20 protein-coding genes are annotated in these 26058 nt (G+C 48.0%); 6 read left to right on the forward strand and 14 right to left on the reverse strand.

Annotated elements, in window-relative coordinates:
- Positions 1-58: 58 nt before the first annotated feature.
- Genes ACVA6Q_RS23055 through pilM form a run of 5 tightly spaced genes read right to left on the reverse strand, consistent with a single transcriptional unit; the run spans position 59 to position 4444 of the window.
- Positions 59-1795, reverse strand: a complete 1737-nt coding sequence (locus tag ACVA6Q_RS23055; RefSeq protein WP_446649063.1) for a type IV pilus secretin PilQ — start codon at positions 1793-1795, stop codon at positions 59-61.
- Complete coding sequence (locus ACVA6Q_RS23060) at positions 1795-2301, reverse strand: pilus assembly protein PilP (protein ID WP_446649046.1); 507 nt, start codon at positions 2299-2301, stop codon at positions 1795-1797. Before ACVA6Q_RS23060 ends, ACVA6Q_RS23055 begins: the two co-directional genes overlap by 1 nt.
- A complete protein-coding gene (locus ACVA6Q_RS23065) occupies positions 2291-2875 on the reverse strand; it encodes a type 4a pilus biogenesis protein PilO (protein WP_353497716.1) in 585 nt (194 codons plus the stop codon). Before ACVA6Q_RS23065 ends, ACVA6Q_RS23060 begins: the two co-directional genes overlap by 11 nt.
- On the reverse strand, positions 2875-3465 hold the full coding sequence (locus ACVA6Q_RS23070; RefSeq protein ID WP_446649047.1) for a PilN domain-containing protein: 591 nt from the start codon (positions 3463-3465) through the stop codon (positions 2875-2877). The genes ACVA6Q_RS23065 and ACVA6Q_RS23070 overlap by 1 nt, the downstream gene beginning before the upstream one ends.
- 1 nt (position 3466) lies before the next feature.
- The gene (pilM, locus tag ACVA6Q_RS23075; RefSeq protein ID WP_446649048.1) at positions 3467-4444 is read right to left on the reverse strand and encodes a pilus assembly protein PilM; all 978 of its coding nucleotides are present in this window, start codon (positions 4442-4444) and stop codon (positions 3467-3469) included.
- 146 nt (positions 4445-4590) lie between these two features.
- On the opposite strand from pilM, the gene ACVA6Q_RS23080 reads away from it, so the two are divergent.
- A complete protein-coding gene (locus ACVA6Q_RS23080) occupies positions 4591-7239 on the forward strand; it encodes a penicillin-binding protein 1A (protein WP_446649049.1) in 2649 nt (882 codons plus the stop codon).
- 60 nt (positions 7240-7299) lie between these two features.
- On the opposite strand, the gene oxyR is transcribed toward ACVA6Q_RS23080, so the two are convergent.
- Positions 7300-8187 carry a DNA-binding transcriptional regulator OxyR gene (oxyR, locus tag ACVA6Q_RS23085; protein ID WP_446649050.1) on the reverse strand — a complete coding sequence of 296 codons (888 nt, stop codon included), beginning with the start codon at positions 8185-8187 and terminating at the stop codon, positions 7300-7302.
- 163 nt (positions 8188-8350) lie between these two features.
- Between oxyR and ACVA6Q_RS23090 the strand changes: the two genes are divergently transcribed.
- A complete protein-coding gene (locus ACVA6Q_RS23090; protein ID WP_446649051.1) occupies positions 8351-9079 on the forward strand; it encodes a redoxin family protein in 729 nt (242 codons plus the stop codon).
- 66 nt (positions 9080-9145) lie between these two features.
- On the opposite strand, the gene ACVA6Q_RS23095 is transcribed toward ACVA6Q_RS23090, so the two are convergent.
- The 5 genes from ACVA6Q_RS23095 to argC form a co-directional block, all read right to left on the reverse strand.
- Complete coding sequence (locus ACVA6Q_RS23095; RefSeq protein ID WP_446649052.1) at positions 9146-9499, reverse strand: RidA family protein; 354 nt, start codon at positions 9497-9499, stop codon at positions 9146-9148.
- Between the two features lie 372 nt (positions 9500-9871).
- Positions 9872-11746, reverse strand: coding sequence for an argininosuccinate lyase (gene argH / locus ACVA6Q_RS23100; protein ID WP_446649053.1), 1875 nt, complete (start codon positions 11744-11746; stop codon positions 9872-9874).
- A 289-nt stretch (positions 11747-12035) separates the two neighbouring features.
- Positions 12036-13253: an argininosuccinate synthase gene (locus ACVA6Q_RS23105; RefSeq protein ID WP_446649054.1), complete on the reverse strand. Its 1218-nt coding sequence runs from the start codon at positions 13251-13253 to the stop codon at positions 12036-12038.
- A gap of 98 nt (positions 13254-13351) precedes the next feature.
- A complete protein-coding gene (gene argB, locus ACVA6Q_RS23110; RefSeq protein ID WP_446649055.1) occupies positions 13352-14140 on the reverse strand; it encodes an acetylglutamate kinase in 789 nt (262 codons plus the stop codon).
- A 14-nt stretch (positions 14141-14154) separates the two neighbouring features.
- The gene (argC, locus tag ACVA6Q_RS23115; protein ID WP_353497705.1) at positions 14155-15159 is read right to left on the reverse strand and encodes an N-acetyl-gamma-glutamyl-phosphate reductase; all 1005 of its coding nucleotides are present in this window, start codon (positions 15157-15159) and stop codon (positions 14155-14157) included.
- 168 nt (positions 15160-15327) lie between these two features.
- On the opposite strand from argC, the gene argE reads away from it, so the two are divergent.
- The 3 genes from argE to ACVA6Q_RS23130 all read left to right on the forward strand — a co-directional run bounded on the left by argE (position 15328) and on the right by ACVA6Q_RS23130 (position 20222).
- Complete coding sequence (argE, locus tag ACVA6Q_RS23120; protein ID WP_446649056.1) at positions 15328-16467, forward strand: acetylornithine deacetylase; 1140 nt, start codon at positions 15328-15330, stop codon at positions 16465-16467.
- Positions 16468-16649: 182 nt separating this feature from the next.
- Entirely contained in the window at positions 16650-19283 is a 2634-nt protein-coding gene (gene ppc, locus ACVA6Q_RS23125; RefSeq protein WP_446649057.1) for a phosphoenolpyruvate carboxylase, read from the forward strand.
- Positions 19284-19682: 399 nt separating this feature from the next.
- Positions 19683-20222, forward strand: a complete 540-nt coding sequence (locus tag ACVA6Q_RS23130) for a PadR family transcriptional regulator (protein WP_446649058.1) — start codon at positions 19683-19685, stop codon at positions 20220-20222.
- Between the two features lie 76 nt (positions 20223-20298).
- Here ACVA6Q_RS23130 and metF read toward each other — a convergent pair whose 3' ends face one another.
- From metF to ACVA6Q_RS23145, 3 genes are all read right to left on the reverse strand, one after another.
- A complete protein-coding gene (gene metF, locus ACVA6Q_RS23135; RefSeq protein ID WP_042477154.1) occupies positions 20299-21189 on the reverse strand; it encodes a methylenetetrahydrofolate reductase in 891 nt (296 codons plus the stop codon).
- 430 nt (positions 21190-21619) lie between these two features.
- Positions 21620-24055 carry a bifunctional aspartate kinase/homoserine dehydrogenase II gene (locus ACVA6Q_RS23140; protein WP_446649059.1) on the reverse strand — a complete coding sequence of 812 codons (2436 nt, stop codon included), beginning with the start codon at positions 24053-24055 and terminating at the stop codon, positions 21620-21622.
- A gap of 6 nt (positions 24056-24061) precedes the next feature.
- Positions 24062-25231 (reverse strand): O-succinylhomoserine (thiol)-lyase, encoded by a 1170-nt coding sequence (locus ACVA6Q_RS23145; protein WP_446649060.1) that lies wholly within the window; start codon positions 25229-25231, stop codon positions 24062-24064.
- Positions 25232-25495: 264 nt separating this feature from the next.
- On the opposite strand from ACVA6Q_RS23145, the gene metJ reads away from it, so the two are divergent.
- A complete protein-coding gene (gene metJ / locus ACVA6Q_RS23150; protein WP_006071165.1) occupies positions 25496-25816 on the forward strand; it encodes a met regulon transcriptional regulator MetJ in 321 nt (106 codons plus the stop codon).
- Positions 25817-26058: the final 242 nt, after the last annotated feature.

The raw sequence follows: 26058 nt of genomic DNA on the forward strand, positions 1-26058 counted from the left end.
CAAGGCAAGGTGGCTTTAATGCAACTTTATTTTTAATCCTTTTCAATTAATGACCATTTTACAAAGGGTTACCAAGATCTGTGAGTACTGGTGTTGGGGTAATAATCTTCGGAGTCACAAAGATTAGTAGCTCACTCTTACCGATATTTTCATAGGTTCGTCGAAATAATGCGCCCAAGCCTGGAATATCACCTAAAAGTGGCACTTTATCGATTTTATTGGAAAAGGTGTGTTGGTAAATTCCACCAAGCACCACAGTCTCACCGTTATTCACTAGAACCTGAGTACCGATACGCTGAGTGTCAATGGCGACCGTTTCTCCCTCTAGTGTTTTCAGTATTTCCCCCACTTGATCTTGGGTAACATCGAGGTCAAGTATTAACCGGTTATCCGGGGTAATTTGCGGCGTAACAGTCAGCGAGAGCACCGCTTTTTTAAACTCCACAGCAGTGGCGCCACTTGAGGTAGATTTGAGATACGGGATCTCTGTCCCTTGCTCAATATACGCCGACTTCTTATTGGTGGTGATCAACCTTGGGCTAGAGATAATTTCTGCTTTTGATTCGTTTTGTAGTGCTGAAAGCTCAAGGTCGAGCAAGGTATTGGTACCAAGACTCGCCACTTGAAACGCAATACTTGATGCATTATCAGATAGCGCTGGCAAATTGACGTTCAAAAAATCATCTATCTCAAGTTTTTCGCCACTACCTGCGGCAACAAGATTGCTTTCAATAGAGCCGCCAACAGTCGTGGTGCCATTGGATGAACTCACTCCCCAGCGGATCCCCAGTTCTTCAATGTTACCTTCTCTAATCGTCACCACTCGTGCTTCAATTTGAACCTGTTTTACGGGTATGTCGAGCTCAGCAATAATGCTCTTAATAACTTCTATATTGTCAGGAAGATCGCGAAGCAATAGTGAATTGGTGCGCTCATCGACCGTCACAGAGCCGCGCTCAGATAGCATGCTGAGGGTCTCATTTCCACCGACCATGGCGGCCATTTCAGAGGCTTTGGCGTAATTAATCTTGATGATTTCTGACGCCAACTTACCAATTTTTTCAGTCAGTTGATGACGCTCTAGCTCAAGCTTTTCCTGTCGGTCAAGTTCTGCCTTTGGCGCCACCAGCACGACATCCCCTTTGACTCGTTTATCAAGGCCTTTAACGCGCAGAATAATATCAAGTACATCGGTCCACGGCACACTATCAAGACGCAGCGTCAAATTGCCTTGCACCGTATCTGAGACAACTAAGTTAAAATCATTGTACTCAGCAAGTAACTGCAGCACGTTACGAACTGGCATATCTTGAAAATTGATCGAGGTAAGCTGACCTTTGTTGCGCGACTCCAATGCCTTCTCGTCAGCGCGAGCTTGGCTAAGCTCAACAAACGTAACGCGAAGCTGGTTATCAGCTACCACGTATTGATAATCAACCGTTTGTTTGGTTCTCACGACTAAACGCACATCAGGCGACTCATCAAAAAGTTCGATGGTGGTGACGGGTGTGGCAAAATCGGTGACATCATAAATAGACAAATGCTCAGGCGTCACTTTCGTTTGCCGAAGCATAATGCTCAGACCATTGTCGCTGCCACTGACATCAACAGCGCTGCCCTGCTCGGACAGAGTAACCGTCAATACCCCCTGACGCTGCTCGTTGAGTTGAAATGAAACGTTGGTAATTTCATTAGCCGCAAGTTCGCCACTTGCCAGCAAGCCAATGCTCAATGCAAGACCACAGATAAGAAAATTGATGCCCTGCACCACTAAACGTTGCACGTGTTTCTCCATTACTTCAATGCCAGCTTTATTTGCCTTTGGTACCAGCATCCCAATCCATCGGACAAGGTCTCGCCTACAATCAGCGCATTTTCGGTTATTTGTTTGATTTGACCGTTGTTCTCGCCAAGAAAATGCCCCTCTTCCACTTTCACTACACGTCGATTGGGCAGCATCACCAAGCCGGTCATCTTGCCGTTTTTACTCATGATCCCTTTGACCTGTAGCTCGCTAATTCGATAGAGCTCTAATCCTTGTTTGGTTCTGGTCTTCGGTTGCCAACAGCTCTGCCCGCGATCAGGACTCTGCTGGGTTGCCAATTTCGGCAAACCGAAAGGCGATTGACTGCTCGACTCTTGGAAGCGTACTACCTCAGAAGACTGAATCAATCGCGCCGCCATTTTTTGCGGCTCAGAACTCGATTCTGCATTTAAAACAAACTGTTGCAATGAGTCTTGATTGGCGTTGCAACCAAACAAGCCTAAAGTTATCAATATAGCTAGCGTACTATTTTTCACCTTCAGCCTCCGCAATAAACTGGTAGGTAGTGGCATTGACACGAAAGTGCAGAGTGCTGCTTTCCAAACTGACTCTCTGCCATTCAGCATTTTCGATCAGTACAATGCGAGGCAGCTCAGCAATTGCCTGAGCGTAACGGCCGATATCGTCATAACTTCCGGTCAGCTCGATATCTAAAGGAAGCTTTAATAAAAACTTCTGCGGCTGACGCTTACCCCAATTGATACGAGTGAAGGTAAGATGATTGTTGAGGCCTTGCTCGTTGATGTCTGCGAGCAAGCTTGCTAGCTCTTGCTGAGCAGGCAATTGACGCAAAAGCCTGTCGTAATGGTCAGAAAGATCGCTAAGATGCGCTGACATCACAGGCAACATAGCGGCCTTGCGAGCGACAACCTGCAGCTCTTGCTTCAGTTGAGTTTCTTGTTGTTTGTAGTAATCGAGGTCTTCAAGGCTGGGCTTCACCGAAAGCCATCCACTGACCAGCGCCGCCATCACAAACACTATACCGACCACGACAAGCTGTGGTATCAACGGCCAACTGCTCAATTCATCAAGTTCAAGGTCGAGTGACATTAGTTCACTCCTGTTTGCGGCTGATTGGCTGGATTGGCAAGTAGCGCTGCACCATCAATAGCAAACGACAGCTCAAACGCTTGATATTTATTGCCAAAACGCTCGCGATCATGAACGATAGAGTGCAGCACTACGTTATTGACCATCGTCGATTGTTCAAATCTATCCAGCATTTGAGCGAGGAAAGCGGTACTTTCCCCAATGCCGCTGACCTTAAATTGTTCACCTTGCATACGGATCTTGTCTACATAGACTTGCGAAGGAATAAGAGTCGGCAGCAAATTCATTACCGCTGTTGTCTTATTGCGCTGCCGCTGCAGCCCATCAACGTAGTCAAGGCGAGCTTCTAGAGACTGCTGCTCACTTTTGGTCGATGACAATGCACGGATTTGACGTCGATAGTCATCAATTTCACCTTGCAGATAAGCAACCCGCTGTTGTTGAGCACTGACCTCACTTGTCAGGTTCAGATTTAATAGATGTGACGTCGAATAACCAAGAAGCAGCGCCGCAACAAGCATCGCGATAAAGCGCTGTTGATGTTTCTTACGCTTGGCTTCTCGCCAAGGCAATAGGTTGATTATCTTCATATCAATGTCTCTTTAGCCAATTGAGACCATTAATTGCCGCCCCGACCGCAGAGGCATAGCATGGTGACAAAGCTTGGCCCGATTTGGTCTTACTTGTCGATAATCGCTGAAGATCAATGCAAGCTATTGGACAGGACAAGGCCTTAGTGACGCGATCGATCACGCCCTCTTGCTGCGCGTGTCCTCCCATCAAAATGACACCATCAATAGCCTCTTTCCCGGCCACCGAACGATACAATTGCAGTTGAGAAGCAACCCGCCCAGCAACAGACTCAAACACCACTTCAGATAGCGACTTGAACTGACTTTCTGCACGATTTTGTAGTTCGGGGATAGGTTCCAGTACCCATGATTTTGCCAACTCTGGAGAAAGCGCCGGCGGTGGAAGTAGTGTCGCTTGTACGCAGCCAAGATCCAGCACCGCATGATTTGCCAACGATGGTGTGTGAGCGCAAACCCAGCTCTGGACGCCGCGTAGTGCTCCATTGTTGGTGTCCATCAACTTAGGACGAAAACCAAGCTTAGTGATCACATGAGACCAACTATCGACGATAGATTGTTTGGTCACATGCACTCGATACGCCTCTACCGCAACATTGTCCTCTTCGGTTTCTTTAATAAAGTCCAAAGCAATGTCATCCATTGGGTACGGCGTCTGATGATTCATCGCTTGCTCAATGGCAAGCTCCTGCTCCTGCCCTTCAAGACCCGCCTCAAGTGTGACGACTTTGCTGATCACTGCACTTTCTGGCAGCACAATAGCGGCACTACTACGAAATAACGGCGCAATCTTTCGCAGAATTTTAAGTTTCTTAACACTATCTTGATGTTTAAGGGCGTGGGGATCGGAGAAAATAGCATCACATCCTTTAAGCTCCAGATGGTTAACCAAGGAGATATCTGTCCCATCACAAACCAAGACAACAGCTTTGGCACTGTGATGACCAATATCTATCCCGGTGATCCATTTTCTTGCCATGAAAAATAACCTCAACAAATACATAAACAACGTGAAAAGGTTGAGATCGACGCTCAAATAAGCGTTAATTAACCCTATAGGTATATTTTTGTCCTAGCCTACAAGTAATTACCTACTCGTAACCCCAATTAATTAGGAAATTCTCGGTGAAGTTCATAAAGAGACTGTTGGTTCTTGCATTCATTTGCATACTCCTTGGAGTCGGTACAATTTTTGGGTTTTACTACTACGTAAAACCTGAGCTACCTGATGTCGCCACTCTTAAAGACGTCCAACTACAAACACCGATGCAGGTGTTCAGCCAAGATGGGAAGCTGATCGCACAATTCGGCGAAAAACGCAGAATTCCAGTATCTTACGATGAGATCCCACAAGAACTTATCGAAGCTCTCATTGCGACAGAAGATAGCCGCTATTACGACCACTTTGGTTTTGACCCAATCGGTATTACCCGTGCGGCCGTGGCCGTTATCGCGTCCGGTAGTGCTTCGCAAGGTGCAAGTACCATCACTCAGCAGCTAGCTCGTAACTTCTTCTTGTCGAACGAGAAGAAAATCATGCGTAAGGTGAAAGAGATTTTCATCGCCGTACACATCGAGCAACTTCTTAGCAAACAAGAAATCATGGAGCTCTACGTTAACAAAATCTTCTTGGGCTACCGCTCATACGGTTTTGGCGCGGCAGCACAGGCGTACTTCGGTCGTAACCTTGATGAACTTACTTTGAGTGAGATTGCGGTATTGGCCGGTCTTCCTAAAGCACCATCGACCATGAACCCTATCTACTCTGTTGAACGTGCGACCCAGCGTCGTAATGTCGTGCTTTCACGCATGTTGTCTGAAAAATACATCACTCAAGCTGAATTTGATGAAGCGCGTGCGGAGCCAATTATCTCTCAATACCATGGCGCTGAGATCGAGCTAAGCGCTCCATATGTCGCAGAGATTGCTCGCGCTTGGATGGTTAGCCGCTACGGTGAAGAAGCGTACGAATCAGGCATGCGAATCACCACCACGATTGACTCAAAACTGCAAAAAGCAGGTCACATCGCGGCAATTAAAAACCTTCTAAACTACGACGAGCGACACGGTTACCGCGGCGCTGAAAAAGTGCTGTGGAAAGCAGGTCAAACCGCAATGACTGGCGAAGAGATTGCCAAGCATCTTCGTCGCCAGCCAACCTATGGTGAGCTTCGTCCTGCGGTGGTCACTAAAGTTGCCGATAAATCCGCTACGGTTTATGTAAAAAGCTATGGTGAACAAACTATCAGCTGGGAAAACATGAACTGGGCACGTAAATTCCGTACCGATGATCGTCAAGGTGCAGCACCAAAAGCACCGAGCGATATCGTGGCCGTGGGTGAACAAATTTGGGTTCGCGCCGCGGATCTCGATATCACTCCAGATGTGTCTCCTGAAGAAAAAGAAGCGCAAACGGAAGATGACCAAGTACCTGAGCCAATGGCTATCACGTGGCGTCTAAGCCAAGTGCCTAATGCCAATACGGCGTTTGTTGCTATCAACCCAGAAAACGGCGCAGTGCTGTCTCTGGTGGGTGGTTTTAACTTCGTACACAGTAAGTTTAACCGCGCAACACAATCGGTACGACAAGTAGGTTCGAGCATTAAGCCGTTTATCTACGCTGCCGCACTGGATAAAGATATGACGCTGGCAAGTCTTGTGAACGATGCGCCGATCAATAAGTGGGATAAGAGTGCAGGCACCGCTTGGCGCCCTAAAAACTCGCCTCCAACTTACACAGGCCCAACACGTCTGCGTATCGGTCTAGCGCAATCAAAGAACGTTATGGCGGTTCGTGTACTGCGTGAAGTAGGTCTAGATGAGACTCGTGATTACCTAACTCGATTTGGTTTTGATAAGTCTAAGCTACCTCGCTCTGAGACGATTGCTCTTGGTGCTGGCAGTTTGACGCCCGTTCAAATGGCACAAGGCTTCTCTGTGTTCGCCAACGGTGGATACTATGTAGAACCATTCTACATCAGTAAAGTGGAAGACCCATTCGGCAAAGTTGAGTTTGAAGCAAACCCGAAAGTGGTGTGTCATCAGAACTGTCCGGATATGCAAGCTCCTGAGTTTGCCAAGGCAGCAACAGAAGGCGCAGCGCCGAGCATTGAAGAAGCAACCAATGCCTCTGAGATTGAGCCACTGGACATCGCGCAATTTAACGAAGAAGACCTAACGGAAACCGACGAGCCGCGCTATGCACCAAAAGTGATTTCAGAGCAAACCGCGTTCCTAACGCGTGAAATGCTCTACAGCAACGTTTGGGGCGGTGGTAACTGGCGTGAAGGCACTGGTTGGAACGGTACTGGTTGGCGCGCTCAAAAGCTTAAGCGCCGCGATGTGGGCGGTAAAACGGGCACCACAAACGACTCGAAAGACGCGTGGTATAACGGTTATGGTCCAGGTATCGTCGCAACCGCTTGGGTTGGTTTCGATGACCACCAAAGAAAGCTTGGCCGCACAACGGCAAACGCGAACTTAGGTAAGGATCAAATCACCGGTGCTGAGGCAGGTGCAAAAACGGCTCAACCTGCATGGGTGGGCTTTATGGGCATGGCGCTTGAAGGTCACGATGTAGTCGGCAAGCAGGTACCAAACGATATCACTCGCGTGCGTATCGACCGTGACTCGGGTCTTCTCACCAATAAGACCGATGGTTCAACCATGTTTGAATACTTCAAGATTGGGACTGAACCAACTGAGTACGTACAGGAGAGCCTAACGGATACCTTGTACTCTAGTGATGAGTCTGGTGGTGAAAGCCTGTTCTAGATTGGACTTAACAAGTAAAAAGGGGCGCTAAGCCCCTTTTTTATCATCTGAATTTCAGCACTAAGCACTAAGATAACGACTAATCGACTCCGCCAATTTCTCAAAACGCGCACGCAGCGGCGAGCCTGGGCGATATGCTAAAACAATACTGCGAGACGGCGTCGGATTCACCGCAGTCACGTAACACACACCATCCTTTTCCTTCTCTTTAGGAAGAGACAACTCAGGCAGCAGCGTAATACCTGCCCCTGCCGCCACCATGTTACGCAGCGTCTCTAAGCTGGTTGCTTTAAATCGTTCATCATCTGTCGCACCAGCTGCAAAACAGAAGCCTAGGGCTTGGTCTCGCAGGCAGTGTCCATCACCGAGTGACAGCACCGTTTGCCCTTTCAGCTCATCCATCTCTATCTCATCGCGTTTTGCCCAAGCGTGATCGCATGGCACAGCAATACTCATTGGCTCATTAAAGACTTCAATCTCTTTAAATGGTGCAGTTTCTGGGACTGACGCCAGCACTAAACAATCGAGCTTACCTTCTTCCAACTGTCTTACCAATTGATGTGTTTGAGCCTCATGCAAGAAAAGTTCAAGGTCGGGAAATGACTCTTTCAGCTTTGGTACTATGCGAGGGAGTAGATATGGACCCACCGTGGGAATAAAGCCAATATGCATCGGCCCCATCATCTCACCGCTTTGCCCCGCAGCCATCTCACGAAACGTCTTTACTTCCTTAAGGATACGCTTTGCTTGCTCAACCAACTGCAAACCGGCATCCGTAAATAACACTCGGCGACTACTGCGCTCTAGCAATGAGGTACCAATCTCATCTTCCAATTTGCGGATCTGACCACTTAGTGTCGGCTGACTAACAAAACAGGCTTCTGCTGCTTTGCGGAAGTGCTTGTGCTCAGCCAGGGCTACTAGGTATTCAAAATCACGAATGTTCATCGCTTGCTCCGATAGAATTTGACTATCGATACCATAACAATAAACGATTAGAACTATCAAACCATTTTTTTGATAATAGTCCCAACGAAGCAAAGCGATAAACGCTACTCTCTGTTAGCAACGCTAGACTCACAAGAATTTAATTATCCAAAAGGACATTAGTATGTTTGCATCTAAAGAAGGCCAAGCGGTACCTCAAGTGACATTTCCAACTCGTCAGGGTGATGCATGGGTCAACGTAACAACAGATGAGCTTTTTAAAGACAAGACGGTTATTGTTTTCAGCCTACCTGGTGCTTTTACACCGACATGTTCATCAAGCCACTTACCACGTTACAACGAGCTATTCTCAGTATTCAAAGACCACGGCGTGGATGAAATCCTATGTGTATCGGTAAACGACACCTTCGTTATGAACGCATGGAAGTCAGATCAAGAAGCAGAAAACATTACCTTCATTCCTGATGGTAACGGTGACTTCACCGATGGCATGGGTATGTTGGTTGAGAAAAACGACCTTGGTTTTGGCAAGCGTTCATGGCGCTACAGCATGTTGGTGAAAAACGGCGTAGTAGAGAAGATGTTTATCGAGCCAAACGAGCCAGGCGACCCGTTCAAGGTATCTGATGCAGACACCATGCTGAACTACATCGCGCCAAGCTACAAAACTCAAGAATCCATCACGGTATTCTCTAAGCCAGGTTGCCCATTCTGCATGAAAGCGAAGCAAAACCTGATTGACCACAACCTTCAGTATGAAGAAATTGTGTTGGGCAAAGATGCAACCACAGTGACTCTACGTGCAATCAGCGGCCGCACGACCGTACCGCAGGTGTTTATCGGTGGTAAGCATATTGGTGGTAGTGAAGAGCTAGAAGCTTATTTAGGTTAAGCTTCTTACCTATAAAAAAATGCGAGCCAACTGGCTCGCATTTTTTGTTTTTCTACCTGCCAATTGCTAGCTAGCAATATCAGCAGCAATCACAGAGATCTCTACCAGCAAGGCTTCACGAGCCATATCGCCAGTGACACAAGCACGTGCTGGCGCATGGCCTGCTGGTACCCATGCGTCCCATACCGCGTTCATTGCTTGGAAATCTTGCATGTCTTTAAGGTAGATGGTCGCAGACAGCATATGCTGCTTGTCGCTGCCCGCTTCAAGTAGCAGAGCCTCGACCTTATCGAGCATGGTTTGCGTCTGTTCAGTAATGTCTTTAGTCGCGTCTGCACACACCTGACCACAAAGGTAAATGGTGCCATTGTGTTTAACGATACGGCTCATGCGCTCTTTAGTATGAAGGCGTTCAATCATAATGTTATTGCTCTTTTTTGGGCTATCCGAACGATAGGGCTGAAACAGGAAGGCATATTCTATCGGATACCAAGCGCAAGCAACACGCCAACATTGTGACATGCTTGGCGAACCGAAGTTTTTCTCCGCTGCAGGCAAAATCAAATGATTAGATTAATCGAAAGTGAAAGGTTGAGACTGGGGAAAGAAATTTGAAAAGCACCAAAAAGAAAAAAGCCCCGTAACCAACCTTGGTTCGGGGCCTTCTTAGATTCTTCTAAGAAAAAGCAGTGGTACTTTAATAGACCGTGCCTTTTCTTGTTTGTTCCCAGAAAAATGATCTTTTTTTAAAACTTTTCCGATCTTTTCGTTACTCGCCTACTTTTCAATGACTTAAGCAACGTTCATCTTGGCAATAATTTGCTCTACCAAGTTCACTTCCAACGCCACCTCATCACAAGCATGCTGTCTCGGACATTGGTCACAGTCTTTCAGAACTTTCTCAGGCAACAGCGTCTTCGATGTTGGAATGAAGTCGTGCTTCATAAAGAACTCTGGCGTACGAGTCAGAACGAACACTTTCTTAATCGCCATCTTACGTGCTTTCTCTACCAAGTGCTGAACAATCGCCGTGCCCTGCCCTTGACCTTGCCAGCCTGCTTCAACACCTAGAGAGCGGATCTCTGCAAGTCCTGAGTCATACACGTAGAGCGATGCACAACCGGTGACTTCACCATGATGTTCTGCGACGGCGAATGAGCCAATGTCACGTACCAGTTCGTTACGACTACGAGGTAGATTTTCACCCAGGTTCGCCCAGTAAGCCACCATGCTCTCTAGTGCATCGATGTCCGTCAGACGAGCAGAGCGCACTTTCACTGCCGAGTTATCACGCGCTGTTAGACGTTTCTCAGCTTGATCTACCGCGTAAGCGACTTGCTGCGGCGCGACACCACCTAGGGCATTACGTTTCTCTAGGCAGCTCTCAATCGTTAGGATGTCATAAACATCTTTCTCAATCACTGAAGAGAACTCTTTGAGCTCTTCAATGGAGAGCTCTTCTAGTGCGCAGCCTTTGGCAATCGCACTGACGACCGCCACACCTACAATATGGTGCGCTTCACGGAATGGAATACCTTTAGCAACTAGGTAATCCGCAAGCTCGGTAGAGTTTGCATAACCTTGCTTCGCTGCTTCTAGCGTACGCTCGCCGTTTACCTTGATACCATCGAAACACAGCGCGGCCATTTCCATGCAGTCACTCCAAGTATCGAGCGCATCGAACAGACCTTCTTTGTCTTCTTGCATATCTTTGTTGTACGCAAGTGGCAGGGCTTTCACTGTCATCATCATGCTAGCTAGCGAGCCATAAACACGACCGGTTTTACCACGGATAAGCTCTAGAGCATCTGGGTTCTTTTTCTGAGGCATCAGAGAAGAGCCAGACGTCACGGTGTCCGCAAGTTCAATGAAGTTCGACTCACCTGAGTTGTAGAAGATCATATCTTCAGCCAGACGCGATAGGTGCAGCATAGAGATAGAGGCGATAGACATCAGCTCCATCACGTGGTCACGGTCGGATACCGAGTCCAAGCTGTTGCGTGTCGCTCTTCTGAAACCAAGATTATGAGCTAGCTGCTCACGATCCATTGGGTAAGCCGTACCCGCTAGCGCACCTGAACCTAGTGGACAGGTATCTAAACGCTTAATCGCATCATCTAAACGAGAGTAATCACGCTCAAACATCTCAACGTACGCTAAACACCAATGAGCAAACGTCACAGGCTGAGCACGTTGAAGGTGGGTATAACCAGGCAGAACGGTATCTTGGTGAGCTCTTGCGACCTCAACCATCTGCGACTGCAGTCTGTCGAGACCAAGCAGAAGTTGCTGACCTTGCTGACGACACCAAAGTTTCAGGTCGGTCGCCACTTGGTCGTTACGAGAACGGCCGGTGTGCAGCTTCTTACCTAGGTCGCCCACTTTGCCAATCAGCTGTTGCTCAACCCAGCTATGGATATCTTCCGCATCCGATCTTAGGATCTGCTTTGGATTTTCCATCACTTCGAGTTTAAGCTCGTTCAGTGCTAGCTCTAGCTTCTGCTGTTCATCTTCAGTAAGAACACCGACTGAAACCAACGCCTTTGACCAAGCAATTGAGCCAACAATGTCTTGCTCAGCAAGTCGGTAATCAAAGCGCAATGAATCATTGAAGTCTTTGAATCTCGTATCTGCTGCTTGGGTAAATCTTCCGCCCCATAATGCCATCGTGTCTCTCCTAACTGCTCAGTCTGCGTCGCTGCTTCTATGGTTACTTATTGTAAGAATAAACCGCTATTCTCGCTGAGTGAATTAAATGCAACTCAGTGTCTTTGTTGATAGGGTTCAAGGTACGACAAACCGAATTAAAAATAAAGTAAAAATTCACTTATTTCACATAAATATTCAAAGCGATGCTATTTCAGGTTTTTGTCGCCCAATTTTATCGTCCAAATAAAAAGAAACCCATTTGATAACAAATGGGTTTCTAGATTTCAATCAGTATGATGAAGCGATGTTATTTTTTCTTCGCTTCGTTCAACGCTCTGATACGGCTTGATAGCGAGTAAAGACGGATGAAGCCTTCAGCGTGGCTTTGGTCGTACACTTCATCTTCACCGAACGTTGCGAACTCTTCTGAGTACAAGCTGTTTACGCTGCGTTTCTGAGTCACAATCGCCTGACCTTTGTAAAGCTTAACCACAACTTCGCCGTTCACGTCTTGTGCCAGCTCTTCCGACGCCGCCAAGATAGACTTACAAAGAGGAGTGAACCAACGGCCGTCATAAACAAGGTGTGAGGCTTTCACGCCTAGCTCTTCACGGAACTCAAACGATGTTTTATCCAGCACTAGCTGCTCAACCGCACGCAGTGCTTCCATCATGATGGTGCCTCCTGGCGTTTCGTAGCAGCCACGAGACTTCATACCGACCAGACGGTTTTCAACGATATCGATACGACCAACGCCGTGCTTCACGCCTTTCTCGTTTAGGTAAACCAGAGCGTTGTATGGCGTCATCTTCTCACCGTCAACGGCAACCACTTCGCCTTTTGATACTTCTAGCGTCACGTATTCTGCTTGATCAGGCGCTTGCTCAGGATCCACTGTCCATGCCCAGCAATCATCGTTTGGCGCATTCCATGTATCTTCTAGAACGCCGCCTTCTGTTGAGATGTGCCATGCGTTTGCATCACGTGAATAGATCTTAGTCAGTGATGCGCTGCAAGGGATGTTGCGCTCCGCTAGGTAATCTAGACACTCTTCACGGCTGACGAGATCCCACTCACGCCAAGGCGCAATCACAGTTAGGTCTGGGGCTAGAGCTGCAAATGCACCCTCAAAACGTACTTGGTCATTACCTTTACCGGTACAACCGTGGCACAGTGCATCAGCACCGACTTTACGCGCCACTTCAACCTGAGCTTTAGCAATGATCGGACGCGCCATTGATGTACCTAGCAGGTATTTACCTTCGTAGTACGCGCCCGTTTTTAGCGTTGGGAAGATGTAGTCAGCGACCATTTCTTCTTTTAGGTCCGCGATGTAACACTCAGAAGCGCCTGACGCTTTCGCTTTTTCTTCGATGCCTACAAGCTCTTCTTCGCCTTGACCTACATCAGCAACGAATGCGACAACTTCACAGTCGTAGTTCTCTTTTAGCCATGGGATGATCACTGACGTATCTAGACCGCCAGAGTAGGCAACAACAACTTTTTTTACAGATGGTTTACTCATGTCTCTCTCCTTGTCCGAGCCTGATTTTGGCGGTCAGCTTCTCGGGGTTACTTCACTTTAAATTCGTTAATCGTAAATTTGATTTACTTGCTAATAATTTAGTTTGGGACGAACTGTGTGCCGATACTCTTACCCGCAAACAATTCGACTAATTTTTCAGGGTATCGCCATGTCGCCACTTCAATAGGGCGACCTAGGTCGTTGGCCGCTTCCAGTGCGGCTTGCACCTTAACAATCATGCCATCGGTAATGACTTTGCCTTCAATCAGCGCATCCGCTTCTTGCTTAGTCAGACTTGGTAGCAGATGACCTTTGCCATCCAGCACGCCGCTCACATCAGACAACAGCACTAATTCTGCATCCAATGCGCCAGCCACTGCCACTGCCGCTTGGTCGGCATTAACGTTCATCAGCTGACCTTGGCTATCTAGACCGATTGAGCTAATGATTGGCAGCGCACCAGCAGCCAGAACCGCTTGAAGAACCGCTGGGTTACCCGGTTTGGCATTGCCTACCGCGCCAAGCTCAGGGTCTAGCTCAATCACGTCACAAAGACCGCCGTCAGCAAGGCTCAAACCTACCGCATTAAGGCCCGCTTTAATCGCATCGCCTTGTAGTAGCTTATTTGCAGTCCCCGCAAGCGCGCCCGCAATCAAAGGGATCTGGTCATAAGGGGTCACGCGCAAGCCTTGCTTCTTAACGGTTGGCAGGTCGAGCTTCTTCATTAGGTCATCGACGAGATAACCGCCACCGTGAACAATGACGATACTTCGCTGCGCTTGCTGGCTGTAATCAGAGATAGCCTTAAATAGTTGTCCAAGCGTATCTGAGCACGACAGTGCCGCGCCGCCTAACTTGATCACTAATGGTGTATTTTGCTGACTCATGCTGCTCTCCTCGACTAAACCAACGCGGTTAGCTGTGCAAACTGATTTTTGATATTCAAACACTGCATCGCTTGACTCGATGCACCTTTTAGCAAGTTATCAATCGCCGACACTACGATGATGTGTTGGCCTTGAACCTTATAACCGATATCGCAGAATGGCGTGTTCTCAACATCTTGAATTCTTGGGATAGTTTCCCCTTTGACGCGCACGCCTGGTTTGCCTTCATAGGCTGTCGCAAATGCTGTGGCGACCTGCTCCTCAGTCACGCCTTCATTGAGCTTCATGGTGATAGTCGCCAAGATGCCACGCTTAAAGTTGCCTAGATGTGGAGTAAAAATCACATCACAACCCAAATGCGTTGCAATCTCTGGTTGGTGCCTGTGATTAAAAATGCCATAAGGCTGAAGGCTGACTTCGCAAAAGCTGTTGGTCATCGACGCTTTACGACCAGCACCAGTAACACCACTGGTTGCGTTGATAACTGGCCACATAGTGCTATCCACAAGGCCAGCTTCCAGTAGTGGTTTAATCGCCAGTTGTGAAGCCGTTGGGTAGCAACCCGGTACTGCCACGAGCTGCGCGCTTTCAATCTGTTTCGCATTCCACTCGGCAAGACCATACACCGCCTTGTCCAACCAGTTTTCGTGCTGATGCTCAAAACCATAGAAGGTGGTATAAAAGTCATCGGCTTTCACACGATAAGCGCCTGATAGGTCAAACACTTGGCAACCTTGTGCCAAAAACACCGGCGCCAAATCGTGGCTCACTTCGTGGGCTGTTGCCAAAAATACAATGTCACACTCGCTTGCCGCTTTTTGCACATCGACCAGCGGCTGCACTGGCATTTCAACTAAGCCAGCCAACTTACCATGCAACTGCGAAATCGGTTTGCCAGCATCGACACTATTGGCGGACACGTACAAACCTGATAGCGTGAGCTCTGGGTGTTTGGTCACCATCAGAGCCAGTTCCGCTCCTGTGTAACCTGTTGCGCCAATAATGGTAGTTTTTAGCATGACTATGATTCCGTAAGTAAGTCGATTTAACGTTGTTAGTAAAAACTGCAATTAATGATTATAAATATAGTAAAAATGCCATTAATTGATTTTTTATTCATTAATTATGATTTAATATGTGTTTTACAGTCTTAAGATTAATCTGTCAACAGTAGAAGCGAAGATAATATGCAATTACCTAGTTTTTTAGAGGTCTACAAAGGCCTGATCAGCACACCTTCGATTAGCTCCACTGACCCAAGCTGGGATCAAGGCAACGAGAAGGTGATCGAAAAGCTGGCGACATGGATGAAAGACCTAGGTTTTGAGGTTGAGGTCATCGAGGTTGAACCGAACAAGTTCAATATGATTGCCAAGAAGGGACAAGGCGAAGGCGGTCTACTGTTGGCAGGTCACAGTGATACCGTGCCATTTGATGAAGGTCGCTGGAGTTTCAACCCGCATGACCTGACCGAAGCCAACAATCGCTTCTACGGCTTGGGCACCGCGGATATGAAAGGCTTCTTCGCGTTTATCTACGAAGCCGTCAAGAAAATCGACTGGAGCAAGCAAACCAAACCGCTTTACGTGCTGGCAACCTGTGATGAAGAAACCACTATGCTGGGCGCAAGGCACTTTACCGACAACGCGCCGTTCAAACCGGATTACTGCATCATTGGCGAACCCACCAGCCTAGTACCGATTCGTGGCCATAAAGGTCATGTAGCCAATGCGATTCGAGTGACGGGCAAGTCTGGACACTCTTCCGATCCTGCTTTAGGCGTTAATGCCATCGAAATCATGCATGAAGTCATGTACGCAATGATGAAGCTGCGTGACAAGCTAGTGAAAGAGTATCACCACCCTGGTTTCGCTATCCCTAGCCCTACCCTTAACCTTGGTCATATTCATGGCGGCGACAGCGCCAACCGAATTTGTGGCTGCTGTGAGCTGCATTACGATGTTAGACCGCTGCCCGGCATAAGTTTAGATGGTTTGGATAACCTACTGCGTGATGCACTCAAAGAAGTGGAAGCAAAATGGCCAGGGCGATTAACCATTACCGCTCTGCACGAACCAATCCCTGGGTATGAGTGCGACCATAAACACCCATTTGTTGGTGGAATGGAAACATTGTGTGAAACCCCATCAGAAACGGTCAACTATTGTACCGAAGCACCATTTTTGCAGCAGCTGTGCCCAACCTTAGTGCTCGGCCCTGGCTCAATAGACCAAGCCCACCAGCCTGATGAGTTCTTAAGCTTTGATTTTATTGATCCGACCATCAATGTCTTAGCCAAAGCAATGAGGCAGTATTGCTTCGAATAAACCATATTCTGTAATAAATTTTCAACAATTCAACCTTTTAACTCGACCAAGTGTGCGTTTTTCGTGCCAGCACGATAAATGCAAACTTGGTTTACTTTATTTGACTCGCACTAACATTTTTCGCTAGATTGTGAGGCTGATAAGGAATAACGGATGTAGTTAAATTACAAGGCAGGACGACTATGAACGAAAAATATGCCCCATTGAAGAGCAATGTTAGGATGCTAGGGCACCTGTTGGGTAACACCATCAAGGAAGCGCATGGAGACGAGATCTTAGAGAAAGTGGAGAAGATTCGTAAACTTTCTAAATCCGTAGTACGCGCAGGCAATGAAGCCGATCGTGACATTCTCATTGAAGAGATTAAGAGCCTGCCAAATGAGCAACTGACCCCTGTCGCTCGCGCATTTAACCAGTTCCTAAACCTCACCAACATCGCCGATCAATACCACACGATCTCGCGCAGCTGCGAAGCCGATGTCTGTGAACCAGATCCAATCTACTCGCTATTTTCTAAACTTAGCCAGCAAGATGTCAGCAAGTTTGACACCATTCAGGCCGTTCGTGACCTCAACATTGAGCTCGTACTGACTGCTCACCCGACAGAAATCACTCGCCGCACCATGATCAACAAACTGGTCAAAATCAACGAGTGTCTCTCTAAGCTAGAACTTAACGAGCTGTCAGATAAAGAGCGCAAGAAAACCGAGCGTCGTTTAGAGCAGCTTATCTCACAAAGCTGGCACTCAGATGTGATTCGCCAACAACGTCCAACGCCTCTCGATGAAGCGAAATGGGGCTTTGCCGTAGTTGAGAACTCACTATGGGATGCGGTTCCTGAGTTCTTACGTGAGTTTGATGATCGCTTGAAAGGCTATCTAGGCGAAGGGTTACCTATTGATGCGTGCCCAGTACACTTCTCATCTTGGATGGGCGGTGACCGCGACGGCAACCCATTTGTTACGCACAAAATCACTCGCGAAGTGATGCTACTGTCACGCTGGAAAGCGGCTGAGCTTTACCTAAAAGACTTCCAAGAGCTTATCACTGAGCTTTCCATGGTTAAGTGTAGTGACCAAGTTCGCGATCTTGCGGGCGATGCACACGAACCGTACCGCGCTATCCTAAAACCAGTTCGCAAGCTTCTTGTGAACACCATGGAAGTGCTCGAAGCGCAAATTAACCATCAAGATGTGCCAAACAAGCCAATCCTTGAAGACATCTCCCAGCTTTGGGAGCCGCTCATGGCTTGCTACAAGTCACTTCGCGAAAGTGGTATGGCAATCATCGCCGATGGCTCTCTACTCGACACACTTCGCCGCGTGAAGGCATTCGGTGTTCACCTAGTACGCCTCGATATTCGCCAAGAAAGCACACGTCACTCAGATGTCATCTCTGAGCTAACGCGCCACTTAGGTCTAGGCGACTACGATCAGTGGAGCGAGCAAGACAAGGTTTCATTCCTAATTAACGAGCTAAGCTCGAAGCGCCCACTGCTACCACGCGACTGGGAACCTTCAGAGCCAGTACAAGAAGTTCTCGATACCTGCCGTGTGATCGCATCACAATCGCGTGAAGCGTTTGGTGCTTATGTTATCTCTATGGCACGCACGGCTTCTGACGTTCTAGCCGTTCACCTTATCCTTCAAGAGTGTGGCTGTAAGTTCCGTATGGACGTCTGCCCACTGTTCGAAACACTCGATGATTTGAACAACTCAGAAGCGGTAATGAAGCAGCTGTTCGAGATCGACTGGTACCGTGGTTATATCCAAAACCATCAGATGGTGATGATTGGCTACTCTGACTCAGCGAAAGACGCCGGCGTAATGGCGGCGGGCTGGGCTCAGTACAGCGCGATGGAAAAACTGGTAGCGGTAGGTGAAGAAGCAAGTATTGATATTACTCTATTCCACGGCCGTGGCGGTACGATTGGTCGTGGTGGTGCGCCAGCGCACGCTGCCCTGCTGTCTCAGCCACCTAAGAGCCTTAAAGGCGGCCTGCGTGTGACTGAGCAAGGCGAGATGATCCGCTTTAAGCTTGGTCTACCAGAAATTGCGGTTAACAGTTTCAATCTGTACGCAAGTGCCATTCTGGAGGCGAACCTAATGCCGCCGCCTGAGCCGAAACAAGATTGGCGCGACCTAATGGAAGTGCTTTCTGAAGTCTCTTGCGATGCGTACCGTAAAGTAGTTCGCGGCGAGCCGGATTTTGTCCCTTACTTCCGCCAAGCAACGCCTGAACTAGAACTGGGCAAACTGCCACTTGGTTCTCGCCCTGCGAAACGTAACCCGAATGGCGGCGTAGAAAGCTTACGTGCGATTCCATGGATCTTCTCATGGAGTCAAAACCGCTTAGTACTGCCTGCATGGCTTGGTGCTGGTGAAGCGATTCAATATTCTATCGACAAAGGTCACCAAGCGCTGCTAGAAGAGATGTGTCGCGAATGGCCATTCTTCTCAACACGCCTAGGTATGCTAGAGATGGTTTACACCAAGTGTAATATGGAAATCTCTCGCTATTACGATAAGCGTCTTGCGGATCCTGAATTGTTGCCTCTCGGCGATAAGCTTCGTGGTCAATTACAAAAAGACATCGTTGCGGTACTGAACGTAGAAAACCACAACCACCTAATGCAAAGCGACCCTTGGGGACAAGAGTCCATTCGCCTGCGCAACATCTATGTTGAGCCACTCAACATGCTGCAAGCTGAGCTTCTGTACCGTACTCGTCAGAGTGAAGAAACCGAGTCAGAGCTAGAAGAAGCACTCATGGTGACCATCGCAGGCATCGCTGCTGGTATGCGAAATACTGGCTAAACGATATATTATCTTACAAAAGAGACAAAAGGTCGCACATTGCGGCCTTTTATTTTTGCTGGCATACTTACTGAGAGTTTTGTTAGTTTTTTGAAGTGGTATCGCATTCTATTCCACTTTTTGCTTATATAATTCAGATATAATTACACTCCGCTGTTCGATAAAAATAAAAATACGACGTCGACGGCGCAGGTCACATGTTCATGTGGCTGTCTAGGTGACAAAGGCTTTAAACACGGTTATTGGCACCCGCTTTGGCGAGGTGCGCTGTTCTTTGCGCGAGTTTCCTGGAATCAACCAAGATTCCAAGGCGCTTGCATGGTGTAATCGTTCAACCACAAACGCACTTAAAAGAACAACATAACTATTACTAAGATTTTGACCATTTGGATTTAAGACATGTCACTACCACACGTTATCCTTACTGTCCTAAGCACTCGTGACGCAACGGGCTACGACATTACTAAGGAATTTTCTGCTAGCATCGGTTACTTCTGGAAAGCAAGCCACCAACAGGTCTACCGCGAACTGAATAAGATGGCGGACAAAGCCCTAGTTACTTGCAAGCTTGAACCTCAAGAAGGCAAACCGGATCGTAAAGTTTACTCAATCACAGATGCCGGTCGCAGCACGCTTGGCGAGTGGTTTGAGCAACCAACCGTACACCCAACCGTTCGTGATGAGTTCTCAGCAAAACTGGCTGCCTGTGCCGTTCAGCCTTCTGCTGCTTTCCGCATCCAACTTGAAGAGCTTATTGAAGAGTCGAAGAAGCTGGTTGCACACTACCGCGAGATTGAAGCGGCTTACTACGCAACACCAAGCACTCTAGAGAAGCACGCACGCCTTGAGCGCCTAACTCTTCGCCGTAACCTACTTGCACGTCAAGCATGGTTAGACTGGGCAGAAGAGGTACTAGCGGAGCTAGAAGCGCTGGCGTAATCCAGTTCTTAGTTAACGCATAAAAAAACGCCAACCTTTTCAGATTGGCGTTTTTTATTTGTCATTGAATAAGCATTTATGCTTCTGGACGAACACCGAGCGTGTGGCACAGTGCGTAAGTCATCTCTGCACGGTTTAGGGTGTAGAAGTGGAAGTCCTTTACACCTTCACGGCTAAGTACACGAACCATGTCGATGGCTTGGCTAGCGCCTACCAACTGACGCGTCATTAGATCATCATCTAGGCCTTCAAACTGCTTTTGCATCCAACCAGGTACTTTCACCTTATTCATTGCTGCAAAACGTGACGCTTGCTTAAAGTTAGTCACTGGCAGAATACCCGGAACAATCTCTACATCAATACCCGCTGCCACACAACGGTCACGAAAACGCAGGTAGCTTTCAACATCAAAGAAGAACTGAGTAATCGCACGGTTAGCACCAGCATCGACTTTGCGTTTTAGGTTAAGAAGATCCGCCTGAGCACTTTTCGCTTCTGGGTGAACTTCTGGGAAGGCTGCCACTGAGATATCAAAATCATGGCGAGACTTTAGCAGCTCCACCAAATCAGACGCGTACATGTCAGGCTGACCGCCACCTTCTGGAATATCACCACGCAGCGCTACGATGTTCTTGATGCCGTTCGCCCAGTAATCTTCTGCGATATCGATAAGCTCATCACGTGATGCATCAATACAAGTTAGGTGCGGCGCTGCCACAAGACCAGTCTCTGATTTGATTTCTTTGATGATAGAGTGAGTACGATCACGCTCTCCCGAATTAGCACCGTAAGTCACCGAAACAAACTTAGGCTTAAGCGTTTTTAGGCGGTGAACCGATTTCCACAGCGTCTCTTCCATTGTCGGCGTGCTCGGCGGAAAGAACTCGAATGAAACATTAATATTGTCCGAAAGCTCAGCAATATTCTGGTTCAAAGCATCAATGTGGCCTGCGTGTGTGTATCCCATGGTCCTCTCCCTAATCACCAAGATTGGTTATCCCATCCAATCTCAGATAAAACCTGTCTGTCTTTAAATGATGATTTTTAATTTTTGACGTTTAGACGTCTATATGTCTACAGAATGAAATGAATAGGTTTTAAAGTCAATAGAGGGATTATGAATTTTTTTCATGTGGTGGGTTAGGGAAATTGAAGATGGTGGGGTGGGTGTGAGGAGGATGGTTGAGTTGGCTAAGGTGGGTGTTGATAGTTTCGCAGCGCTGGCGCTTACCCCTCCTAGCCTCCCCTTATAAAAGGGAGGAACTACAGGCTCGCTGCGCATCGCGTTTTTAATCGCCTCTAAAAAGGCAATGCGACGAAGTCGCGAGCCGTCATTCTCCCCCTAATATAGGGGGAGCTAGAGGGGGTCTAGCTCTTGATCTTGCTTTTGCCCTCAATCAAAAAAAGCTAGACATCAAATTCAAATCCGACTGAATCGCCCCAGCCGTCACTTCACGGCCCGCACCAGGGCCACGAATCACCAACGGATTATCCTTATACCACTTACTCTCAATCGCGAAGATATTGTCACAAGGTAAAAGGTTCGCCAGCGCATGCTCTTTCGATAGTGCTTCAATCCCTACGCGCGCTTTACCTTGTCTATCCAGACGAGCAACGTAACGCAGCACTTTCTCTTCGCGCTGAGCTTTTTCTAGGCGCTCTTGCAAGATTTCGCTCAGCAGTGAGGCTTTCTCAAAGAAGTCTTCGAGTGATAACTCAGCAAGCTCTTCAGGAACCAAAGACTCTACTTCAACGGCATCAGGTTCGATATCCAAGCCCGATTCGCGCGCTAAGATAACCAACTTACGCATCACATCTGAGCCATCAAGGTCAGAACGGGGATCCGGCTCTGTTAGACCCTGTTGCCACGCGAGATCAACGAGCTCCGCAAAAGGGACTGAACCATCAAATTGCTGGAACAACCAAGACAAGGTGCCAGAGAAAATGCCCGATAGCGCGACGATATCATCACCACTTTCACGCAGGTCACGAACGGTATGGTTTATCGGTAACCCTGCGCCCACCGTGGCATTATAAAGCCAGTGACGTCCGGTTTTCGAAAACGCATCTTGCACCGCATGGTAATCATTGCTTGGGGCTGAACCTGCGACTTTGTTTGCTGAGATAAGGTGCAGACCATGCTCAGCAATGCTAACGTATCTTTCTGCTAATGCCGCACTCGCAGTGACGTCTAAAACCACACCTTCGTCATAGCCTTGAAGTCCAGCTAAACGTTGTAGCCAGATGTCGCCTTGGTATTCAGTGGCTTCATCTTCGTAGCGTGCAAGTACCTGTTGCTCATCGATACCCTCTTCATCAAACCAATAAGTCTGACTGTCGATAACGGCGACTAGGTTGAAACTCATGCCGCGACGTTTTTCAAGCTCGCTTTTCTGCTCTTTGAACAGCTCTAACCAACTTGAACCAATGTTACCTTTACCACACAGCGCCACCGCAACGCGCTTTTGCGCTTGGAACAGCTGAGTGTGTACCGATTTCACCAGCGGCTGAATGTCTGATTTTCGCAGTACAGCGGCTAGACTCAATTGCGACTCAGCTTCTGAGAAAAACTCCACTGGTGCATGTTTTAGCTGCTGATAAAAACCAAAGCAATGATTGGCGTTTTTAGTCACGCCAGCGCCTACAGCGGCAAGCATGGAGTAACCTTCTTTAAGCTTAATCTCGGCTTCGATCGCCAGATCTTGCAGCTCAGTGAGAGCACCAGAGGCAATCTCTGCGGTGTAGGCAAGACGGAGACGATATTGGTCAGCTTGCGCTTCAAACGCCAACGGCGCTAATTGCGCACGCTTAAGACCGTTAAGTACTTCGGTTTGAGCACGCTCAAAGTCGTGACCAGCTGCAAATGCAAGCTCAATTAGCAGTACTTCATCAAGTGAAGTGATAATCTTTGCGCCGCGTCCAGAGGCCAGCACACGTTCAATACGCGTTGAGCCCGACTCCGGCTGATAACTGCAGCGAAGACTCAAATCCATGGCACTTTGCGCGACAGGCTGGAGAGTACGACTGTGAAGCACTGGGGCAGCTAAACGCGCCAATTCACTGGCTTCATCCAATCGCAGTAATGGTAATAAGCAGGCGTCATTAACCACACGAGGGTCAGCGCTGTATACGCCTGCTACATCGCTCCAAATAGTCACGCAAGAAACTTCAGCCAATGCGCCAATCACAGTTGCGGAGTAGTCGGAGCCATTACGACCGAGCAGTACGGTTTCACCGCATTCACTTTGCGCCATAAAACCAGTAATCACCACACGATGATGTGCATGCTGAGCCAATACTTCTTTAATCAGCGGATACGATTTAGCGCGATCTACCTCTGGCTGAGTGCCGAACTCAGCACGTAGAAACGCTCTTGCATCTTGAGCCACTGCCGGGAGATCACTTTGTCTAAGCAGCGCCGCTAAAAGGCGTGAAGACCACACTTCACCGTGACCTAGCACAGCAGCACGCTCGGCATCGGTCAGTGGATAGCTAAGCTCACCCAGTGTACTGAACTCATCTTTCAACTGAGAGACAAGGCTTTCTGCTTCTTCACCAGTCAACAGCGATTCCACCAGCTCAATCTGAAACTGACGCAGTGCTTGAAGATGTTCATGAGCAATGCGCCCATCTTTGTTCAGTGCATCAAGAAATTCGATAAGGCGATTGGTGGTTTTACCTGCCGCCGAGACCACAATGAGGTCTTCCTCGTTAGAGTAGTCTTTTAAAATAGAAACGACGCGGCGATAACACTCAGGATCGGCTAAGCTGCTGCCGCCAAATTTGTGCAGCTGCTTGTTACTCTTTCCGTTTAGGGTACTGCTTTGATTCATGCCAGCTTATCCTCCAAACGCAGATGCTTTCTCAAACGCCTGAGCAAGGTCATCAATCAGATCTTGCGCATCTTCTAGGCCAACAGAGAGGCGAAGTAACTGTTGAGATACGCCCGCTTCTGCCAATGCCTCTTCACCCATTGCACGGTGTGTCATAGATGCTGGGTGGCAAATCAGACTTTCTACACCGCCCAATGATTCCGCGAGCGAGAATAACTCCAACTCACCGACAAAATATTTCAGCTGCTCAAAGCTACCTGCAAACTCAAAACTCAGCATAGAGCCAAAACCAGATTGCTGCTTCTTAGCAATTTCATGACCTGGGTGCTCAGGCAGGCTTGGGTGATAAATCACTTTCACCAATGACTGCTGCTTTAGACAATCGAGGATCTGTTGCGCGCTTTCTTCGTGAACACGCATACGCGCCCCAAGGGTGCGAATACCGCGCAGCGTCATATAACTATCAAAAGGTGTGCCCGTCGCGCCGATACAGTTGCCCCACCAGCCTAGTTCTTCCGCGTGCTCTTCTGTCTTAGTGATCACCACACCGCCAATCACATCAGAGTGACCGTTGATATATTTGGTGGTTGAGTGGATAACAAAGTCCGCACCAAGCTCAAGAGGCTTTTGGTACACAGGTGTCAAAAAGGTATTGTCTACCGCCACTAGCGCGCCAACTTTCTTGGCTTTTTCACACACGGCTGCAATATCAACGACACGCACAAGCGGATTAGATGGTGTTTCAAGTAGGATTAGTTTCGGTTTTTTCTCAAGCGCGGCATCAAAAGCCTGCTCATCGCTTTGATCAACAAACTGAACCTTGAAGTCACCCTTCTGCGCACGAGTGTTGAATAGACGGTATGTACCGCCGTAGCAGTCGTGAGGAGCAATAATGGCGTCTTCTGGACCTAAGAAGGCCGAGACCCAAAGGTTCAGAGCAGAGGTACCACAGTTGGTCACCACCGCACCTTTACCAGATTCCAGCTCATACAGAGCGGTTTCGAGTAAACCTCGGTTTGGGTTTCCTGAGCGGGTGTAATCGTAAGTCGGCACTTCCCCAAACGCAGGGAATCCGTAGTTAGTAGAAAGATAAATAGGTGGCACCACAGCGTGATGCTGGGTATCCGATTCGATACCAGTACGTACGGCTATTGTCGCTGGCTTCCGATTGCTCATAGAAACTTCCTTTCTCAAATCGCATGGCTAGAGCCACAGTGTCTACTTTTACCGGTAATATGGGAACCGGCAAACGCCACAAACGTTAAAGAATTAACATTGCATTAAAATAAATGTCCACATTCGTTGCCCCACTTTACTTTCCAAAATGTGAGACGTCAACACTTCTAGACGTCTATATGTCTTTGCTTATGGCAGTAAATCCCGCTAAAATTGCAGGATACTTATTACTACTATTTATGATTAACAGAGCGAAGGTGTGTAATGGCAGATTGGAATGGTGAATACATTAGCCCATATGCGGAGCACGGTAAAAAAAGCGAGCAGGTAAAAAAAATCACAGTGTCTATCCCGCTGAAGGTGCTAAAGGTATTGACCGATGAGCGTACTCGTCGCCAAATCAATAACCTACGCCATGCAACCAACAGTGAGCTATTGTGCGAAGCGTTCTTGCACGCCTACACTGGCCAGCCGCTTCCAACCGACGAAGATTTAAGAAAAGACCGTCCTGATGACATCCCAACAGAAGCGAAAGAGCTGATGACAGCGATGGGGATTGAGTTTGAAGCGTTTGATGAAGAGTAAGTAGCATTCTACTTCTTAAGATCATATCTCCAAGTTCATAAGAACTTCCTCCGCTAGCTTTTGTTCAATGAGCGTAGCAACACAGATCTAAAGATATCGTCATCCTAAAGCTATTGTCACCCCTGCGTAGGCAGGGGTCTACTCAAAGCATGCACCAAGCCTCAAGAAGATTCCTGCCTGCGCAGGAATGACGCACGCTATAGAGTCACCACGATCAAAATTATCGTCATCCCAAAGCTATC

This window comes from Vibrio sp. DNB22_10_4, from assembly GCF_052879755.1.